This is a genomic window from Candidatus Dependentiae bacterium, assembly GCA_035445995.1.
In the GTDB taxonomy this organism is placed as follows: domain Bacteria; phylum Babelota; class Babeliae; order Babelales; family Vermiphilaceae; genus DAOMRS01.
Window position 1 is genome coordinate 660,403 of sequence record DAOMRS010000001.1, and the last position, 18,361, is coordinate 678,763.

An 18,361-nucleotide genomic window follows, 5' to 3' on the forward strand; every position below is an offset into this window, starting at 1 on the left:
CTATTTAATGCTTCATAAGTGCCACAAGAATACAAATGACTGCCACTCCACCCGATAGAGACCAGACAACGCGTTCTTCATAATCACACGTTTGCGAGGAATAGGTTTGATATTCTTCATCCGAGGCATCAGGTAAAAAACATTCAGTTGGTTGGGCATCTGTTTGAGCATCCTGTGATGAGGTATCTTCAAACAAAGTATCCAAATACGGCAACACTGCAAGCAACCAATTTTCCATTCTGGCTTGAGTTGTATGCAAGGAACATGAGAGCAAAAATATAAAGAAATAAGACACGTACTTCATAGATCCCCTTTTGCATGTTTGATTAACACATACATGGTCCCTATAAGTAAGTATAGCTCTGGGAGAACTATAAGAACAAGAAATAAGCACAAAAAAAGCCGCCCACAGAATGTGGAACGGCTTTTTTTTATTTGTTTACGATTCGCTCAGTTTAGCGACGGCCACAACGACCATTCGCACAACCACCTTTGCGAACTGCTGGACGTACTGAACGTTTAGCAGCTGCTGGTTTGCGTACTTGACGTTTCGCTTTAGCAGGAGTTGCTTCAACTACTTCTGTTACTACTGGAGTTTCTTCAACTACCACTGTATCTTCAGCAGATTTAGCAGCTTCTGTAACTTCTGGCGTTACTGCATTGTTTGCAAAGTATGTGTTGTACACATATACACCTGTAGCAACTACAATTGTAGCAGCTGTAGCAGCAGCACCATACTTAGCTAGACGCTTTTGGCTGTCAGTCAAGTTGTTGTATTTTTCTGTTACTGTAGTAGCCCCAGTTGTACATGTTTCTAATACTTTATCAGAAACGTTTTTCCATGTATTAGAAAAAGATTCTTTCCAAGACATAGCAGACGCGTTACCTGCAACAACAATAGCTGTTGCTAAAATAAGATGTTTTTTCATAAGAATTCCTCCATTATAAAACATCGATTAGACTCTAATTAACATTTTTTATCTACGTTTTTTATGTTTTGTTGTACGTAGATTTTTACTAATTTTTTTTTGCTCAACCGGCTGTTGATTCTTTTCTTCTATTGTTACTTCCGAAGCAATATCATTTTTTTTCTCTTCTATTTTTTCATCTTTATTATCAACCCAATACTTGTTGTATAACCACGAACCTATATAAGCAACAGCACAAATACCAACTATGGTCAATACCGGGCGATTTTGTGCAAACATTATAAATCCACCTAAGGTACCTAATGTCTGTACATTACCCGCATCAACAGGTATTGATGCTTCAGCAGAAGATATAGAGATCTTCTTAGCACTTGGACTTGGTATCGCATTCACCGGCAATACAGCAGATGCTTTCTCATCCTGAGGCAGCATGTTTTGTTCTTCAACAGGTTCTACTGCACTAAGTGCACGTTTTCTAGTTTTGCCTTTACCTAAAATTTTAGGTTTATATTGCTCGCATAAACGCGTAGTATCATATCCCATTGCATGCAGCAAGGCTTTTCCTTCATCTGAAGCTAACATATGATTGATGCTTTCATAACCTGCATCGTGTGCTATATCAAATAAAGCAGCTGCGGCGCCTTCTTGCGGCTGCCCATCTATATTCATAGATGGTACCAATACTTCTATTCTGCGTTTTGGAGCAGAAGAACTTGGTGCTGGTGCTTTTTCTATAAGTTGTTCTATTTCTTTGCCAATTTGTTGAATGCTTTCTTCTTGTTCTGGTGTTAATGGGAATTGTGTTGCCGGTACAATTTTATGTTCTTTTGTATAGTCAGGAGCACGACGCTCTTGCGTTGCTTCTTGCAATTCTTGCAGATCATTACGAGCTCTATCAATAGAATCTCGTTGGAAATTTTGCCATACGTGCTGTACACGTTCATCTACTGATGTTTCAAATATAGGACGTATAATGCTCATAATTTCATTATAAGCATCTGATGGCATGACGTTTATTGAATCACTAGAAAAATTATCACTAAATAAATCTAACAGCGTATGTATATCATTTTTCTTTACTGCATTACGCATCTGACGCTCAAGAGTCATCCAATAGCTTGCATTATCTTTTCTTGCTTGCAATTGCGCCTGTCTATCAGGTTGTATTGATGATGGAATATATAGATAGGGTGGACCCTCTTGTTCAGCTTGCAATTCTAAAACGTCTTCTGTGGAAATACCTTGGCGATCACGAATAATTGTAAGAATAGATTCTGCATGCCGTGTATTTGCAAATATTGTATGCCATTCTTGTAATTCTTCCACTGAAGTATCTGACAAAATATCAAAAAGCTCAGTAAAAAATTTATCTGTCTGGATACCATCCAGAACCATACTTTTGTATCGAAGATTATCATTTAAACAATTTCTTAATATAGATTTTATGGTATTTAAATTTGTTTCCGGTTTACCAATGTACATATTAAGATAATAGATATATGCAAGAACATCTTCAGCATTAGCATCATCCGTATTTTTTAGAATACGTTGCTCTAATACGGGATGTACTAACTCTGGATTAACATTCAATGCACTTTGTAGTTCATCTAGAGAATCTCTACTCTGACCTACAAATGCATCAGAAGCCAGCTTACGTACAAATGCTTCTGTCATATGTGGTCTTTCCATACCAAATACCAAAGCACTACCCAATACGTTAAGTAGTAAAACCATCCATTTAATCTGTTTCATAATATAGTCCCTGTTAATGGGTAAAAAATACCTATTTAAGGAATAACCCCATTTTTATTACTATTTTAGCTTATTATTATGCTAGCATGAAGGCTTACAGAGCGCAAAAGCCCCCCTTGCACTAGTAATCGGTTACAGGTTCAGAATAGTAAAAACACCTAGGAAAAGTGCCGATATTTTCTATTTGTAACCCCTAGACATCAAAAAAAGGGGCCTTTTGCAGGCCCCGTAGGTCTTTATTCCCATTCAAGCGATCCTGCAGTCTGGTACTCAGTAACCCTGGTTTCAAAAAAGTTCTTCTCTTTAGCCAAGTCTGTCGACTGGGACATCCAGGGAAATGGATTGGTAGTACCATATACTTTGGGCAAATCAATACGCTCTAAGCGACGGTCCGCAATATATTCGACGTACTCACAAAACTGTTCTGCATTGATTCCCAAGACTCCTTGTGGACACGCATCTTTTGCATATGATTTCTCAAGTTCAACTGATTTTTTGATTAATATAACCAGTTCATCTTGGAATGCTTGATCCCAACACTCGGGATTTTCTGCTTTTATGGTATTGATCAAATCACAGCCAAATGCTAGGTGAAGACTCTCATCTCGCATGATAAATTCGAATTGTTCACCAATGCCAATCATTTTACCCTGACGCTTGAGAGCAAGCATCATAGCAAACCCCGCATAAAAGAAGATGCCTTCCATAATGACATAAAATCCAACCAAATCATGCAAAAATTTCTTGATATTGCTGGCACCTTCAGTCGTAAAATTTGGATCCAAAATCGACTTGGTTAAATTAACCACAAAATCATCTTTTGCTTTTATAGATGGTACGGTTGCATACATATTATAGATTTCATCAGGGTTCAAACCCAATGAATCACAACAATAAATAAAGGTATCGGTATGAATTGCTTCTTCAAATGCCTGGCGTAACAAATATTGGCGACATTCTGGGTTGGTTACATATTTGTATACCGTTAATACCAAGTTATTTGCTGTTAATGATTCTGCCGTTGAGAAAAAACCAAGATTCCACAAAATAAGGCGACGTTCCGTCTCGGTTAAAACCATAGGAGATTGCCATTGCTCTATATCATTTTGCATAGCAACTTCTTCTGGTACCCAGTTATTCGCTACACCATCCTTATAATGCTGCCGTGCCCATAGATAGCGCATGGGTAAAATTTTATTAGGATCTACAACTGAGTTATTAATAATTCCATTATAGTTTGCCATAATTTTCCTTTTGTCTATTGACATACATCACACTCTGGATCAGCTGAAATTGAACATGTTTGTCCAGTTGTTACCATATTATCTTCTTCAACAGTATTTATCGACATAGCCACATCATTAGTTGCATACGTACGTTTTTGTGTAAACCCAAATTTCTTCGCATCCAAGGTAGATTTTTCAATCTGACTTGCAGCCAACGTACGTAAATAATAGGTAGTTTTAAGGCCATATTGCCATGCAGTCATATAAATTTCATCTAACTTTTTACCAGATACACCTTTCATAAATACATTGTGCGACTGGCTTTGGTCAATCCACTGGCCACGAGCCGCAGTAAGCTTAATTAACCAAATTGGATCAATCTCAAATGCTTCTTTGTACTTATCTTTAAAATGTTGTGGTATACGCTCAATATGCTGTACACTGCCATCGTAATACTTGAGTTCATCAAGCATATTTTGATCCCATAATCCAAGTTTTTTTAGATCAGCATGCAGAAACTTATTCACCACGGTAAACTCACCACTCATGTTTGATTTTACATAGATATTTTTATAAATAGGCTCAATACATGGAAAACATCCAGCTATCGTTGAAATAGTTGCTGTTGGCGCAACAGCCATCACATTTGAATTACGCATGCCATATTCTCTAACATGTGCACGTACTGGGTTCCAATCAAGCTTACCTGATGGTAATGCTTCAATTTTTTGACTGCGCTCTTTTTCTAACAATGCAATAGTATCTTGCGGGAAAATGCCTCTAGCCCATTTTGAACCTTTGTATGATGGATAGGCACCACGTTCTTGCGCAAGTTTTGAAGATGCAAGAATTGCATAATATGCAAGCTTTTCTTGAATCTCATTATTAAAATTAAGCGCACGTTCATTATCAAATGCAATATCAAGTTTGTACATCGCATCCTGTAAACCCATTTGCCCAAAGCCAATAGGACGATGGCGTAAATTAGACGTCTTACCTTCTTGCGTTGGATAAAAATTAATATCAATAACGTTGTCGAGCATACGTACCGCAAGTGTTACCGTATCGGCAAGCATTTGATCATTAACTTCTGCTTCCACAACATGTTTTGCCAAGTTAATGGAGCCTAAATTACATACCGCAGTCTCTTCCGCTGATGTATTGAGTGTAATTTCTGTGCATAAGTTTGAACTATGCACCACACCAACATGGTCTTGTGGAGAACGCACATTGCACGGATCTTTAAACGTAATCCATGGATGACCGGTTTCGAACAATCTGCTAAGCATTTTACGCCAAAGTTGTTTAGCAGATATTTTGCGCGTCATCTCAATTTCACCACGTTCTGCCATGCGTTCGTACTCTTCATATCGCTTTTCAAAAGCGCTACCATATAAATCATGTAAATCAGGAACTTCATGTGGTGAAAATAGCGTCCACTCAGCATCTTGCTGTACTCGCTTCATGAACAAATCTGGAATCCAATTTGCCGTATTAATATCATGCGTACGACGACGTTCATCACCCGTATTTTTACGCAAATCAATAAAATCTTCTATGTCCATATGCCACGTTTCTAAGTACATACAACATGCACCGCGGCGATTACCACTACGATTAATAGCTGCCGTCACATCATTAGCGATTTTCAGGAATGGAATAAGTCCTTGGCTTTCTGCATTAATGGCTTTAACAATTGCTCCTGTTGAACGAATGTTTGTCCAATCATTGGCAACGCCACCAGACCATTTTGCCATTTGAGCATTATCGCCAAAACATTTAAATATATGCACTAAATCATCTGTAACCGTTGTTAAGTAACAAGAACTTAACTGTGGGCGCGTAAGTGCTGCATGCAATAACGTTGGCGTACTTGGCACATAACGCATCTGTGACATTAAGTTATAAAACTTGATAGCATATTTTTCTTTTTCTGGCTCTTGAAGTGCAAGCCCCATAGCAACACGCATCCAAAATGCTTGAGGAAGCTCCATACGCCGTTTTTTATGCCGTACAAAATAACGTTGATACAGCGTATGCAAGCCCATATAATCAAAAAGATCATCTCGTTCAGGAACCAAAGCCTGCGCAAGACGATCTAAATCAAATTCCAATACCCGTCGATCAAATATATTATTTTCTACACCAAACTTGATAGTATCTACAAAGTGTTGACGGTATACCGCATCAATATCTGAATGTGCCGTAGATGTTCCAGTTGCTTCGGCATACAATTTTTTAAATAATAAACGACCTGCAACATAGCCATATGCGGGATCTGATTCAACAAAAACACTGGTCGCAAGTATCAGGGCATCTGCAATTTGACGGTCAGTAATCCCATCAAATACATTTTTACATGCCTCTTGTAATACACGGTCAATGTCAATTAATGATTCATACCCTGTTGCCGCCCACGCTACCGTAGCATGCATACGTTCAATACTCAGTAACTCACGTACACCATCTGCACGAATTACTGTATATGCCGTATATTTTTTAAACATGTTGTTTACTTGATTGGTACCGGTATCATATGCATATGGCATAGCACCTTGCGCTGTAACACGTTGTCTTTGTTCCATAAAAATCCTTTCATTCTATAAGCACCAGACCACTACCATCCTTTTTGACTAACTTGGGTTATTTTTCATTTTAGGGTGCAAATCCCCTTAAGGTGTTTTGGCACCTTTTATATAATGAATCAAACAGTTTTTTGAGTTATTAATTTTGACTATGTGAAAAGTATTCACCAAGTTAGTATCATATACTGTAACCGTTTAGTGATTCGTAATCAAATAGTTTTTTCATATTTTTTTTGTGAAAACATATTCTAAAATTTTCTGCTGATTAATATATCAATTTTATTCTTACTGAATTTATTTTTAAAGCAGAATAATAGGTAATCTACGCCTTCAAACAAGTAATTTGGTAGGGTTTAATATAATTATAAAATTTATATAAGTAATTTGTAAAAAAAATAAGCTTTTTAAAAGATCTAAAAGAAAATTAAATACTAGTTCATCTGTGTATACTGGGGTATTGGCGCATATAAGTATGCAGAACGAGCTTGTGTAAGAAATTTGTACATGCGATTATTAATTACTTGTGCTAATGCAATACGCCCCAATGAACCCTCAATATACTGCCGTACATACGGAGTCCCCACTGCACGGTCAAAATACTCAGAAAACTGTAACGGCACACCTGCTTGTTTGAATAAACTAAGTACCTTGAGTAACAATTCAAATGATGCCACTTGTTGAATGTTGTTTATAGAAAACGTTACCCCGTGAAACTTTTGATTTCTACGTGTATAATCTTTTATGTGTGATTGAATACCTTGTGTTTGTAATACACTATGTAATGATTTCCAAACATCTTGTGTAACTGCATATTTTTCTGATAATCCTATACGGCAAAAAGGCATCTCTGTACCAACACCAACATCAAAAGGCCTAACTTCTCCAAGTAATCCTAAAAAACTATATCCATAACACGATTGTGCAGATGTAATGTTAGGAGAAAGGTTTTTCAGTAGATTATCTGGCGTATTGAACCGCGTATAATTTTGCATTTTAATCACATGCAATTGAACTGCATTATGTAATATATGCCGATTAAAAAATTGTGCTAACTCACCGACAGTCATCCCATGACGTAATGGAATTGGCACTGCAGCAATCATAGAACCAGGAATTACCTCATCGATAATAGGGCCTTCAATGCGATATCCCAATGGATTAGGGCGATCAAAAACCACAAATGGCTTATTATGTTGTGCAGCAGAACGCATAGCATAGAACATGGTTGCAATATACGTGTAATGGCGCATACCAACGTCTTGCACATCAAACATAAGTACATCTATTGACTTCATTATCTCTGGGCTGACTTCCCGCTTGGCATGCTGATCATATAAACTGACAATTTTTATACCGGTTTTTTTATCTACTGTGTTTGTTATATCCTTGCCCGCTGCAACTACACCATAAAAGCCATGTTCAGGAGCAAGTAAATAAGAAATAGTAAGTCCATGTTGCAATAAAATATCAACAGATCTATTACCAGATTGATCTTTGCTCGTGTGATTAGTTATAAAACCAACCTTACATTGCATTATCTTTTTTTTATTATAAGTATATTTAAGTAGCTGGGAAGCATTTTCAATACCTAACTTGAGATCTGCTCCATATACACAGGAACCTGCTATAATTACAAAAAAATGCAATACATGAGCTAAATTTAAAAACCCCTTCATACCAGCCCCCTCTCAACAAATATTTCCATCTGTCAATTTAAATCTAGCAAAATAAGATGTTAATATGCAATATATATGTATACTTTGCAATTGTTCTCTATTTGACGTATCATTTCGCATATATAATAAAAAACAACAACGCTTTATTTAACTATTATGGAGGATCTTTGTGAATATTCGCACTTTAACTATTCTTTTTTTATATGCAAGTATATGGATTACAAACATATATACTATGGAAAACACAAATATTATTAAACCATCTACGCCACCACCCCTATCACAAGCTGAAAAGCGTACCTCTTTAGAAGCTTTTCTCAAGATCATGTTCAATAAGATCCGCTCAGGAGAAGCACATCCTGACAGCACGGCAACTGATGAAAAGCTTACCATTCTCCATTTAGCAACGTTATGCAATAAATGTGATGTACTCCAAGAAGCATTGGAGCTTGGTACTAATGTCAATTCTGCAAATACCGATGGCGCTACCCCACTCATGGCTGCTGGATTTCACGGGTATGCTAACATGGTAGAATTACTCCTCAACCACCATGCAGACATAAGTTGCTTAGAAAAAACAAATAACATCAATGCACTGCATTCAACCGCGCAAGGCGGCAATCTTGCAGCATTAAAGCTAATTCTTACTAATCTACAAGATCATCCACGTAAAATTAACATTATTAATCACCGGAGTAATACAGGCGAGACCCCGCTTGATATAGCTATCCAACAAAAAGATGATGTTGCTGTATATTACTTACTCAAATATGGTGCAAACCCTAATGCATGTAGTTGCTATACACCTGCTTTGGTTTTAGTTGCTCAAATGCCAATAAATTCAAAAAAGGATAAACGTGTTTGTATTAATATGACAAAATCTCTTTTATTATTTGGCGCAGATATTAATGGCCAAGATAAAGGTGGAGAAACCGCATTGTTTAAAGCAGCTCGAGGCGGCAATCTTGTATTGGTTCAAACTTTATTACAGCATGGTGCAAACGTAAATCATGTTAACCATGAAGGTCATCTTCCCGTTATCATTGCAATAGGTAATATGTTCAAATACAAGCAAGCAAAACAGCTGACACAATTACTCATTGATTCTACTAGTATAGAAAAAGTTCAAAATTTATTTGAAACATACTTATTTTTATGGGGAAAACTTTTTGATCTCGTGTATGATCATTAAAAAACAACAATATAAAGTATAAAAAAAAGCCCTACGGAAATTCCATAGGGCTTTTTTTAGTACATATTTATGTTACTTCATCAGTACAAGCAATAGTGCAACTACTGACATTAACTTAATTAAAATATTAAGTGCTGGACCAGATGTATCTTTGAAAGGGTCGCCCACCGTGTCGCCAGTTATGGCTGATTTGTGTGCATCTGAACCTTTACCACCAAGGTGCCCTGCTTCAATATATTTTTTCGCGTTATCCCAAGCTCCACCACTATTAGCCATCATAAGAGCAAGTAAGACACCAACCAATGTTGAACCTACAAGCATCCCGCCAAGAGCCGGTTTACCTAGGGTATAAAAAATTACTACAGGTAAAGAAACAGTAATAACACCAGGCAATATCATTTCACGCAATGATGCACGTGTACTAATTGCTACACAGCGTGCATAATCAGGTTCTGCCTTACCTTCCATGAGGCCTTTAATTTCTTTAAATTGACGACGTACTTCAAGTACCATTTGCAATGCAGCATTACTCACTGAACGCATAGTTAATGCAGAAATCAAAAACGGTACTGTTGCACCAATAAACATCCCAGTCAATATAAATGGATCCAAAACGTCTAACACCTCTATGCCTGCTTCTTGAGAGTATGCAGAGAACATAGCAAGTGCAGTCAGCAACGCTGAACCTATGGCGAAACCTTTACCCATAGCGGCTGTAGTATTACCAAGCGCATCTAATTTGTCGGTAATTTTACGAACTGAAGGATCAAAACCTGACATTTCTGCAATACCACCAGCATTATCTGCTATTGGACCATACGCATCAACTGTCATGCTAATACCTACCGTTGCAAGCATAGCAACAGCTGCCAATGATACACCAAACAATCCACCACCAAAAAGATATGCTACCAATACTATACCTGCCAAAATAATAACAGGCGCTACGGTAGATTCCATACCAACTGATAAACCGTAAATAATATTTGTTGCTGAACCAGTTTTTGCACTTTCTGCAACTTGTTCTACTGGCTTACCACCTGTGTAATGTTCGGTTATTAGACCAATTACAACACCAGATATACAACCAAGAGCAACAGCATAGAACAATTCAACTGGTAAACCAACTGATCGCATATACCAGAATGAAAGCCCAAGGAGCGTTACAATTGCAATATACCCTGCATTACGTAACATAGCTGCTGGTTCTAACTTAAATAATAAATTCGAAATCAAACCAAACAACGAACCTATTAATCCAAGGGCTGCAAGCATTATTGGCAATGTAACATAGGTAATTTTGTCTGCATGCATACTGACTGCCAAAATAGTCGATGCTACAATAGCACCTACATATGATTCATAAATATCAGCACCCATACCAGCAGTGTCACCTACACAGTCACCAACGTTATCTGCAATTACTGCCGGATTACGCGGATCATCCTCAGGAATACCAGCTTCTATTTTACCCACTAAGTCGGCACCTACGTCAGCTGATTTGGTATAAATACCCCCACCAACACGTGCAAAAAATGCAACAAGTGAGCCTCCAACGCTAAAGCTGGTTAACAATAATAAAAAGTCGGGACGATCAGAATACAAGTAATATATAGTACCAAGACCCAATAACCCGCAACTTGCAACTGCAAAACCCATAACCCCGCCACCAAAAAATGAAACAAGGAATGCAGCGTGTTCACCACGATTTTTTGCTGCCAAGGTAGTACGTACGTTCGCCGCTGTTGCTGCGCGCATACCAAGAAAACCTGTCAACATCGACATGAATGAACCAACCATAAATACCGCAGTAACTAATATGCTTTTTACCAAGAGCCCTATAAAGGTACCAATAATAAGTACCATTAAAGTAATAATTTTGTACTCTTCGCGCAAAAAGGTCATTGCACCAGTACGAATAGCCTGCGCTATACGTTCGGCCTTTTCATCTTCGACCGTAATTTTTTGAATCGCATTCATCAGAAAGGCAACAACTGCCAACCCAAAGGCGGCAACTCCACCAAAAATAAGAGAAAAATTGAGAACTGATAGTTCCATGTATGCTGCTCCGTTTATTAAAAATAAATAGGTTGTACCGACACAGATCGAAATTTAATATTACCGTTTAGATTTAAGATTGTAAAGTAGCATTTTGAGTAGCAAAAATACTGATCATCCACCAATAATACCCTGCTAGAATTAATGCTGCCAATACCCCATGGAACGCTTCTGGCTTTTTTTCATATACATATTGAGTACCATCAGCTATTACTTTACTACACTTAATAATAGGTTCTCCATAATTACCTATGTTTTTTTGGGTAAAAAAGCTCTCATTCACTTCTAACTTACTATTATCCTGATTTTCTTTGACTCCAGGCAATCTACTCATACCATTTGTTTGCACTGATATACAGCTTACTGCACATACTATTATAGGCAAAACCATTCTTTTCATTATTGTAAATACCCTTCTTTGTTGATTAGATCATTTTTAATAATTATTAAATTATACCAATATTATAAATATATTCCTGCAAGAACCAATGCCAAAGCGATACCCATTGCTCTGCCATATATTTTATATATTTGCGTATCATTTATCATGATTATTTTTACTGATTTATTACATACATCCATGTTGCTACTTGTGGAACCTTCATTAGATTCATCTCTTTCATCATCACTACAAGCATCATTTGCTTGACTGCTCCAGTTTTCTTGACTATTTGCTTCATCAACCAACTCATCTGATTGACTATTAATATAGAAATGATGCACTTCTGCAAGATCAAATATTTTTGTAAGACGATTTAATCGATCAACCATATCTTGCGTTAATGAAATAGGAAAATGTTTGCTCAATCCCATTAAATTTTCTCTTTGATCAAGCAATTTTCCTTGTTGATCAACTTCAATATCTAAATCACGACTCTCTTGCACTATTTGATAATTTTCTTTTTTGGTAAAATCATCTGGCGCCATAGCATGCATTGATATACAAGCAGTAGTTAGCCATGGTATTAAAAATAAAATTCTTTGCATGTATATCCTTGTTTACTTAAGCACTAAAAAAATAATAAAGACCAACACCTATTGATACAACTGAACTAATTCCAGATACAATGGCTACTCTAATTATTAATTTATCTAGATATTGAGATCGCTTTAAATCTGTATGTAAATCGTTAAAAGCTATATATAGAGCATGATCTCGTCTGGCAACATATTGTATCTGCTCCCTAATCTCATTCTTCCTATTGTTCTGTTGTTCTACAATATGACTAATTTCAGGATTCACTCCAAAAATATTTACGCTACTGCACAATAATAGAAAATTAAAGTACATAATTTTCATACAATATCTTTCTAGTTATTCAAGAATTAAACCATGCGTAAGCACTATATCCAATCAATCCTGCTGCAACTCCACTTGATATAATACCAACGGTAATCGCTATAGTTCTTATATTCTTTATTCGTTGTTCTCTTTGCTGCCGATTTTTTGCTATTTGTTGTAGCTGCTCAAGTGTATTTTGTAACTGTTCGTGTCGTTGATCAACTATTTGCATTGCCTGGTTTATAGATCGTTGAGTCACATGACTAGGATCTACAATACGCGGTGCAGGCCGATTTGACCACCTAAAGACATAATTTAATAGGTTAACCGTAAACTGCTGCCTAGAGGTAAGCTCTGTTGTCTGCTCAATTATTTGCTTTTGTATTTCGTCATTACCCGCATTCAAAGGAATAGGACATACAATAAACAATGCCAAGAATATCTTTTTCATATGCTTCCTTGTTTAAGCACTCAGTCTTTGCATAGTACTTATAATCGCCCACGCTGCACCTGCAATAAAAAGCATTTTTAATCCCAATTTTATACGGTCTGATTGTATCCGCATATTTCTTTCTCGTTCACGAGCTTCATCATCTTTTTGTATAATTTGTCTGATGATTTCTAGAAATTCCTCTGCTGCATTTTCATTTTTCTGATAGCGTATTATTGTATGTTGCCCACTACTATCGATTACCATGGCTGTGGATTGATTACGGTCAATCCCATCGGATTCCATTGCATAAATATTGCTACATACCAATAATAAAAAAATTAAACATTGTTTCTTCATACAATTAATTTTCCCATCCAAAATAGGTATACAGCACAAATCCACAACTAACTATTGCTATACACATCACTCCACCCATATACATACGATATTGTTCTGCGCGTCGTAGTTGTGCAATTGCACGTTGCTCATTATATTTTTGCACTTGTATATGTATTTTAAAAAATTCAAAAATAGTCTCATCACGCTCATCATTAAAATATGCAATTACATGCGGCCCGCTAGCTTGCTGATTTTGTTCTTCCATTGCTGCCACTAATTGCCCAAATACAAGCATAACGATAAGTAATGGTATCTTCACAAATTTTTCCTACAGCTCTATTCTGTTGCCTAGCGGCTCTGATAACCAATACATCAAGATAAAAACTATGCCAGCTACCCCATATATTTGATAACGATATTCAGATAACCTCAACTGTCTGGCCATATGCATAACATAACTATCTGTTATTGGCACATATTGTTGCAACATATCTATAGCTTTAAATTTGAAGTATTGATATTTAGATTTCGATTCACGTAGTTGTACAACTGCTTCTTCAAGAGAAAGTCCCGGTGAGGCTTTTTCCATACTTTGCATATTCAAAGCTGTTATCAAGATAAGTAACATGAACCTAATATTTTTCATTTCTTATCCTTTTTTAATACAATGCTTGAATTATTTGCCGCTCACTAAAATATTTTTTCTGAGAACCGACAATTTGATATTCATCAGTCCCCTTGCCCAAAATAGCAATAATAGATCCTGCACGTGATTTTTTATATGCTAAATTAATAGCATTTTGCCGATCAACTTCATAAATAACTTTATATTTATGTTCTATGCCAGCTGCAATATCTTCCATAATTTTTAGTGGATCTTCAGTTCGTGGATTATCGGAAGTTAAAATTACCGTATCTGCAAAAGTTGATGCTATCTTACCCATGATAGGCCGTTTGTGCGGATCACGTTGCCCTCCTGCGCCAAATACCACAATCAAATCATCTGTTTGTGCACGTAACATAGAAAGTACTGCCTCATATGATGACGGGTTATGCGCATAATCAATAATACACCGTGCACCATTCGGCATACTAAATTGTTGTAAGCGACCCGGTACACCAGAAAAATATGCTAAACTACTGACAACATCTTGTTGGCGTATACCAAGAGCAAGCGCCATACGCGCAGCACCGAGTATGTTATAACAATTAAAACTTCCTAACAAAACGGGGCAAGCAATAATAACATCATCACACATAATAGTGCATGGTTGTTCTGTTTTTATGACTGTACTTCCATGAAACCCAAATCCTTTATATTGATTTTGTATAAGCGGCACCGATAGTGCATCATCCATGTTAATCAATACTGGTGCACCGTTTTTAACCTGATCAAATATCAAACATTTGGCCGCAAAGTAGGCATCTATAGTGGGATAAAACTCTAAATGTTCATGAGAAAAATTAGTAAATATAACGCCATCAAACAAAATATCATGCACTCGATGCAAACTGAGCGCTTGTGCAGCAACCTCCATCACTACATATTCTACTTGCGCATCTACACAACAGCGCAAAAACTGTTGCAAGTAATCTGGCTGTGGTGTTGTAAGCGCCGGTGGAAATATAGTATCCATTATACGATTATGTACCGTACTGACCAAACCTACTTTTTTGCCTGCACCTTGCAACACATGTGCTAACAAAAAAGTAGTAGTCGTTTTTCCTTTGGTACCAGTGACACCAATAATCTTTAATTGACGTGCTGGATATCCTGCTGCTTGCGCACTTAATACAGCAAGTGCTTTACGTGTATCTGGCACACGTTGAACCTCAACGCCAGCATCACGCATAAGTCGCCAAGTATCTACAGACACCTGAGCGTCCTCAGCCAATACAATCACAGAGGCTCCATTTTTGATCGCCTGTGGAATATAAGCAACTCCGTCAACACTCATGCCGGCGATTGCGACAAACGTTGATCCTGGTTGAACGTAATCGGTATGACACGTAACAGGAAATTTTTTTGGCATCATCACTTGATTCATTGTTATTCACTTTGCATATATGCGTTCAGCTCTCGAGAAATAACGGGAAGTAAATATGCTATACCCAATAAATTAAGAAATAACATACAAGCAACTGATACATCAATCGCATTCCATACAAATTCAACAGAAACCAAAGCCCCTATGCTTGTGGTCAGCGCATATACCACAACAAAAGCAAATCCATACTTACCATTCGTTAATGAAAACCATGCGGCACGAACAACATATGCATACGTAACAAGTACCCCCATACCAAATGCAATAGCAAGAAAATTCACAATCCAACCACCCAGTTGTCCAAATGCTGTATTAAATGCTGCAATAGTCAGTGCCGTACTGTCAAATCCAGAATTCCACACACCGCTGGTAACAATACATAAACCAACTAAAAATGCTACAAGCGCACTAATAAATGTGCTCACCATAGAAATAAGACCATCTTTAACCGATTCTGTACTACCGGTAAAACCAAATAAAATACCAGCAGTTCCCAAACCTGCCTCCGTAGCAAAAATAGAACGTGCCATACCAAAACGCAAGGCTTGTTGAAAAGTAAACCCGAGCGTGCCACCAAACACAGCTTGCGGTTCAAGAGCACTCATAACAATGAGTTGTAAAGCACTAAAAATATTCGCATAGTTATAAGCCAGCACAAAAAATGAAGAACTGAAAAAAACTATAACCTTAATTGGTACAATTTTATTAGAAACTTGAACAATGCGTTGCGAGCCACCCAGAATTACATAGAGAGTAAACAAACCAGCTACAACAGCGGTTACCATTGGAGGAATACCCCATGTTGTATACAAACCCAACATAATTGAGTTTGATTGTGCTGCATTACCTCCGAGTAACCCAAAAATGACACATGATATTGCATATAAATAGGCAAATACATAACCAAATGGCAACTGTTTGAGATACAACATTGGACCACCAAGCACGGTACCACGTGGTGCATACTTTGCAAATTGGGTGCTCAAAAAAACTTCTGCAAATCGTATAGACATAAGTACCATACCAAAAATCATAACCCAGAATACAGCACCGGGTCCGCCCATATACACTGCTGTAGCAACACCCGCAAGACTACCATTCCCGATACTTGCACTCAATGCATTCACAAATGCTTGTACGGGGGTCATATCTCCGGCATGTGCAGTTTCAGACGGATTGAGTAATGTATTGATTGCTTTAAAAAAATAGCGGATCTGCACAAAACGCAACCAAATAGTACATGCAACACTGACTGCTACGACATAAAAAATTAACGGCCAACCAAGTAACCAATTTTTTATAATAAGTATGTCAGACAAGTTAATCACAACTGTTCCCTTCAGTTTTGTACAATGATTTTTACAACACGAGAATCTTTAGTATACTCAAGTTTTAGACATCTGCATACCCGATCAAAACGAAAATAAAAACTATGAAAATACTCGCTCTAGATATTGGTGATAGTTGGACTGGTATCGCTATTTCTGATCCATTACAAATGCTTGCGCGTCCATATAAAACAGTCGCAAGTAAAGATTTGAAAGATACACTTACCACTATATTATCTGCTGAACCAATTATCACCGTTGTAGTTGGTTATCCAAAAACACTACGTGGTACAGAAAGTGAACAAACACTTAAAATAAAAAACACTGCCCTTAAGCTAGAAGCAATGTTTAGTTCTGTCACATGGAAATTGTGGGATGAACGACTTACGAGCAAGCAAGCTGCACGTATACAAAAATCGAAAACAAAAGAAGATAAGTTACAATCGCATGCCATTGCTGCAGCACTTATTCTTGGTTCATATTTAGATCATCTTAATTTTCAAAAAAATCTGCTAGAATAAGCCTTTATAGCTAATTTATTGACAAGAATAATTGTTATGCGCTAGCATGGAATTAAAGAAGGAGTAAGGTAACGAAGCAAGCGTAATCACTTAGTAGGTGATTGCTAGAGGGGCGAGAGTAAGATGAAATGTAAAAAGTGCGATGGCCTCATGGTTTTGCAATCTTTTTTTGATCATTTTCTCAGCTTTGAAGGATGGAAGTGTCTCAACTGTGGTAAAATCATTGTAAAAAAAGAAAAGACTATAGAATCTGATTCATTCAGTATCTTTTATCAACAACAAAAATGCAAAAATCGAAATTAACATCAAATCTTTTTTTAGCTATCCAAAACACTTATGAATCTATCGAGTTAGGGTTATTTGAGCAAGACCGACTTATTGATGTCATATGCGAACCCAAAATACACGCAAGTAAAAATTTTATACCATGCATACAACAACTGCTTGCGTGTAACAATATTGCTTTAGATGCTATTCAGTTTCTGGCCGTTAATCAAGGGCCAGGGCCATTTACTACACTTCGCGTAGTTTTAGCATCAACTAATGGGTTAAGTTTTGCCCAGCAAATACCTATGACTGGGATCGATGGCTTACATGCATTAGTTGAGGAACATCTCAATGATACATATCCCAACACTATTGTTTTACTGAATGCATTTAATCAAGAAGTATATTTTGCAATACATATACATTTACAAACTATTGAAACTGGGTATATGAAAATCACTGAACTTCTCAAACAGATTCATAATGATTATCCCAACGATTTTTTGCGGTTTATAGGAAATGGAACAGCGCTATATCGTGATGATATTTTGCACATGTTTGGTAACAACGCATATATCCCTGAGCATCTTCCACAGACTTGTTCACTTAAACAAATTGGCACTATAGGCTGGCAACAGTGGCAGCAGAAAAAAAATATATCATATCAATTGCTACCATTGTATTTAAAAAAACATGCCGCACAACAAGCTTTTGAACAAAAATAA

The 18,361-nt window shown here is 37.0% G+C and carries 19 protein-coding genes; 3 read left to right on the plus strand and 16 right to left on the minus strand.

Annotated elements, in window-relative coordinates:
- Window positions 1–4: 4 nt before the first annotated feature.
- The 6 genes from PK943_03175 to PK943_03200 form a co-directional block, all read right to left on the minus strand.
- Complete coding sequence (locus tag PK943_03175; GenBank protein HRN78215.1) at window positions 5–304, minus strand: hypothetical protein; 300 nt, start codon at window positions 302–304, stop codon at window positions 5–7.
- 151 nt (window positions 305–455) lie between these two features.
- Window positions 456–929 (minus strand): hypothetical protein, encoded by a 474-nt coding sequence (locus PK943_03180; GenBank protein ID HRN78216.1) that lies wholly within the window; start codon window positions 927–929, stop codon window positions 456–458.
- Between the two features lie 48 nt (window positions 930–977).
- Window positions 978–2,681 (minus strand): hypothetical protein, encoded by a 1,704-nt coding sequence (locus PK943_03185; GenBank protein ID HRN78217.1) that lies wholly within the window; start codon window positions 2,679–2,681, stop codon window positions 978–980.
- Window positions 2,682–2,917: 236 nt separating this feature from the next.
- On the minus strand, window positions 2,918–3,925 hold the full coding sequence (locus PK943_03190) for a ribonucleotide-diphosphate reductase subunit beta (GenBank protein ID HRN78218.1): 1,008 nt from the start codon (window positions 3,923–3,925) through the stop codon (window positions 2,918–2,920).
- Window positions 3,926–3,939: 14 nt separating this feature from the next.
- The gene (locus PK943_03195; protein HRN78219.1) at window positions 3,940–6,492 is read right to left on the minus strand and encodes a ribonucleoside-diphosphate reductase subunit alpha; all 2,553 of its coding nucleotides are present in this window, start codon (window positions 6,490–6,492) and stop codon (window positions 3,940–3,942) included.
- Between the two features lie 431 nt (window positions 6,493–6,923).
- Window positions 6,924–8,168 (minus strand): DUF1343 domain-containing protein, encoded by a 1,245-nt coding sequence (locus PK943_03200; GenBank protein HRN78220.1) that lies wholly within the window; start codon window positions 8,166–8,168, stop codon window positions 6,924–6,926.
- 169 nt (window positions 8,169–8,337) lie between these two features.
- On the opposite strand from PK943_03200, the gene PK943_03205 reads away from it, so the two are divergent.
- On the plus strand, window positions 8,338–9,360 hold the full coding sequence (locus PK943_03205; GenBank protein HRN78221.1) for an ankyrin repeat domain-containing protein: 1,023 nt from the start codon (window positions 8,338–8,340) through the stop codon (window positions 9,358–9,360).
- A 72-nt stretch (window positions 9,361–9,432) separates the two neighbouring features.
- On the opposite strand, the gene PK943_03210 is transcribed toward PK943_03205, so the two are convergent.
- The 10 genes from PK943_03210 to PK943_03255 form a co-directional block, all read right to left on the minus strand.
- A complete protein-coding gene (locus PK943_03210) occupies window positions 9,433–11,418 on the minus strand; it encodes a sodium-translocating pyrophosphatase (GenBank protein ID HRN78222.1) in 1,986 nt (661 codons plus the stop codon).
- Between the two features lie 73 nt (window positions 11,419–11,491).
- On the minus strand, window positions 11,492–11,818 hold the full coding sequence (locus tag PK943_03215) for a hypothetical protein (protein HRN78223.1): 327 nt from the start codon (window positions 11,816–11,818) through the stop codon (window positions 11,492–11,494).
- A 62-nt stretch (window positions 11,819–11,880) separates the two neighbouring features.
- Window positions 11,881–12,405, minus strand: a complete 525-nt coding sequence (locus PK943_03220; protein HRN78224.1) for a hypothetical protein — start codon at window positions 12,403–12,405, stop codon at window positions 11,881–11,883.
- Between the two features lie 16 nt (window positions 12,406–12,421).
- Window positions 12,422–12,718, minus strand: a complete 297-nt coding sequence (locus PK943_03225; GenBank protein HRN78225.1) for a hypothetical protein — start codon at window positions 12,716–12,718, stop codon at window positions 12,422–12,424.
- 19 nt (window positions 12,719–12,737) lie between these two features.
- Window positions 12,738–13,151 (minus strand): hypothetical protein, encoded by a 414-nt coding sequence (locus PK943_03230; GenBank protein ID HRN78226.1) that lies wholly within the window; start codon window positions 13,149–13,151, stop codon window positions 12,738–12,740.
- 12 nt (window positions 13,152–13,163) lie between these two features.
- On the minus strand, window positions 13,164–13,490 hold the full coding sequence (locus tag PK943_03235; protein ID HRN78227.1) for a hypothetical protein: 327 nt from the start codon (window positions 13,488–13,490) through the stop codon (window positions 13,164–13,166).
- A gap of 4 nt (window positions 13,491–13,494) precedes the next feature.
- Window positions 13,495–13,791, minus strand: a complete 297-nt coding sequence (locus PK943_03240; GenBank protein ID HRN78228.1) for a hypothetical protein — start codon at window positions 13,789–13,791, stop codon at window positions 13,495–13,497.
- A 9-nt stretch (window positions 13,792–13,800) separates the two neighbouring features.
- Window positions 13,801–14,118, minus strand: coding sequence for a hypothetical protein (locus tag PK943_03245; GenBank protein ID HRN78229.1), 318 nt, complete (start codon window positions 14,116–14,118; stop codon window positions 13,801–13,803).
- Between the two features lie 13 nt (window positions 14,119–14,131).
- Entirely contained in the window at window positions 14,132–15,520 is a 1,389-nt protein-coding gene (locus PK943_03250) for a UDP-N-acetylmuramoyl-L-alanyl-D-glutamate--2,6-diaminopimelate ligase (GenBank protein ID HRN78230.1), read from the minus strand.
- Between the two features lie 2 nt (window positions 15,521–15,522).
- Window positions 15,523–16,848 (minus strand): amino acid carrier protein, encoded by a 1,326-nt coding sequence (locus tag PK943_03255; protein ID HRN78231.1) that lies wholly within the window; start codon window positions 16,846–16,848, stop codon window positions 15,523–15,525.
- Between the two features lie 104 nt (window positions 16,849–16,952).
- Between PK943_03255 and ruvX the strand changes: the two genes are divergently transcribed.
- Window positions 16,953–17,369, plus strand: a complete 417-nt coding sequence (gene ruvX, locus PK943_03260) for a Holliday junction resolvase RuvX (protein ID HRN78232.1) — start codon at window positions 16,953–16,955, stop codon at window positions 17,367–17,369.
- Window positions 17,370–17,653: 284 nt separating this feature from the next.
- Window positions 17,654–18,361 (plus strand): tRNA (adenosine(37)-N6)-threonylcarbamoyltransferase complex dimerization subunit type 1 TsaB, encoded by a 708-nt coding sequence (gene tsaB / locus PK943_03265; protein HRN78233.1) that lies wholly within the window; start codon window positions 17,654–17,656, stop codon window positions 18,359–18,361.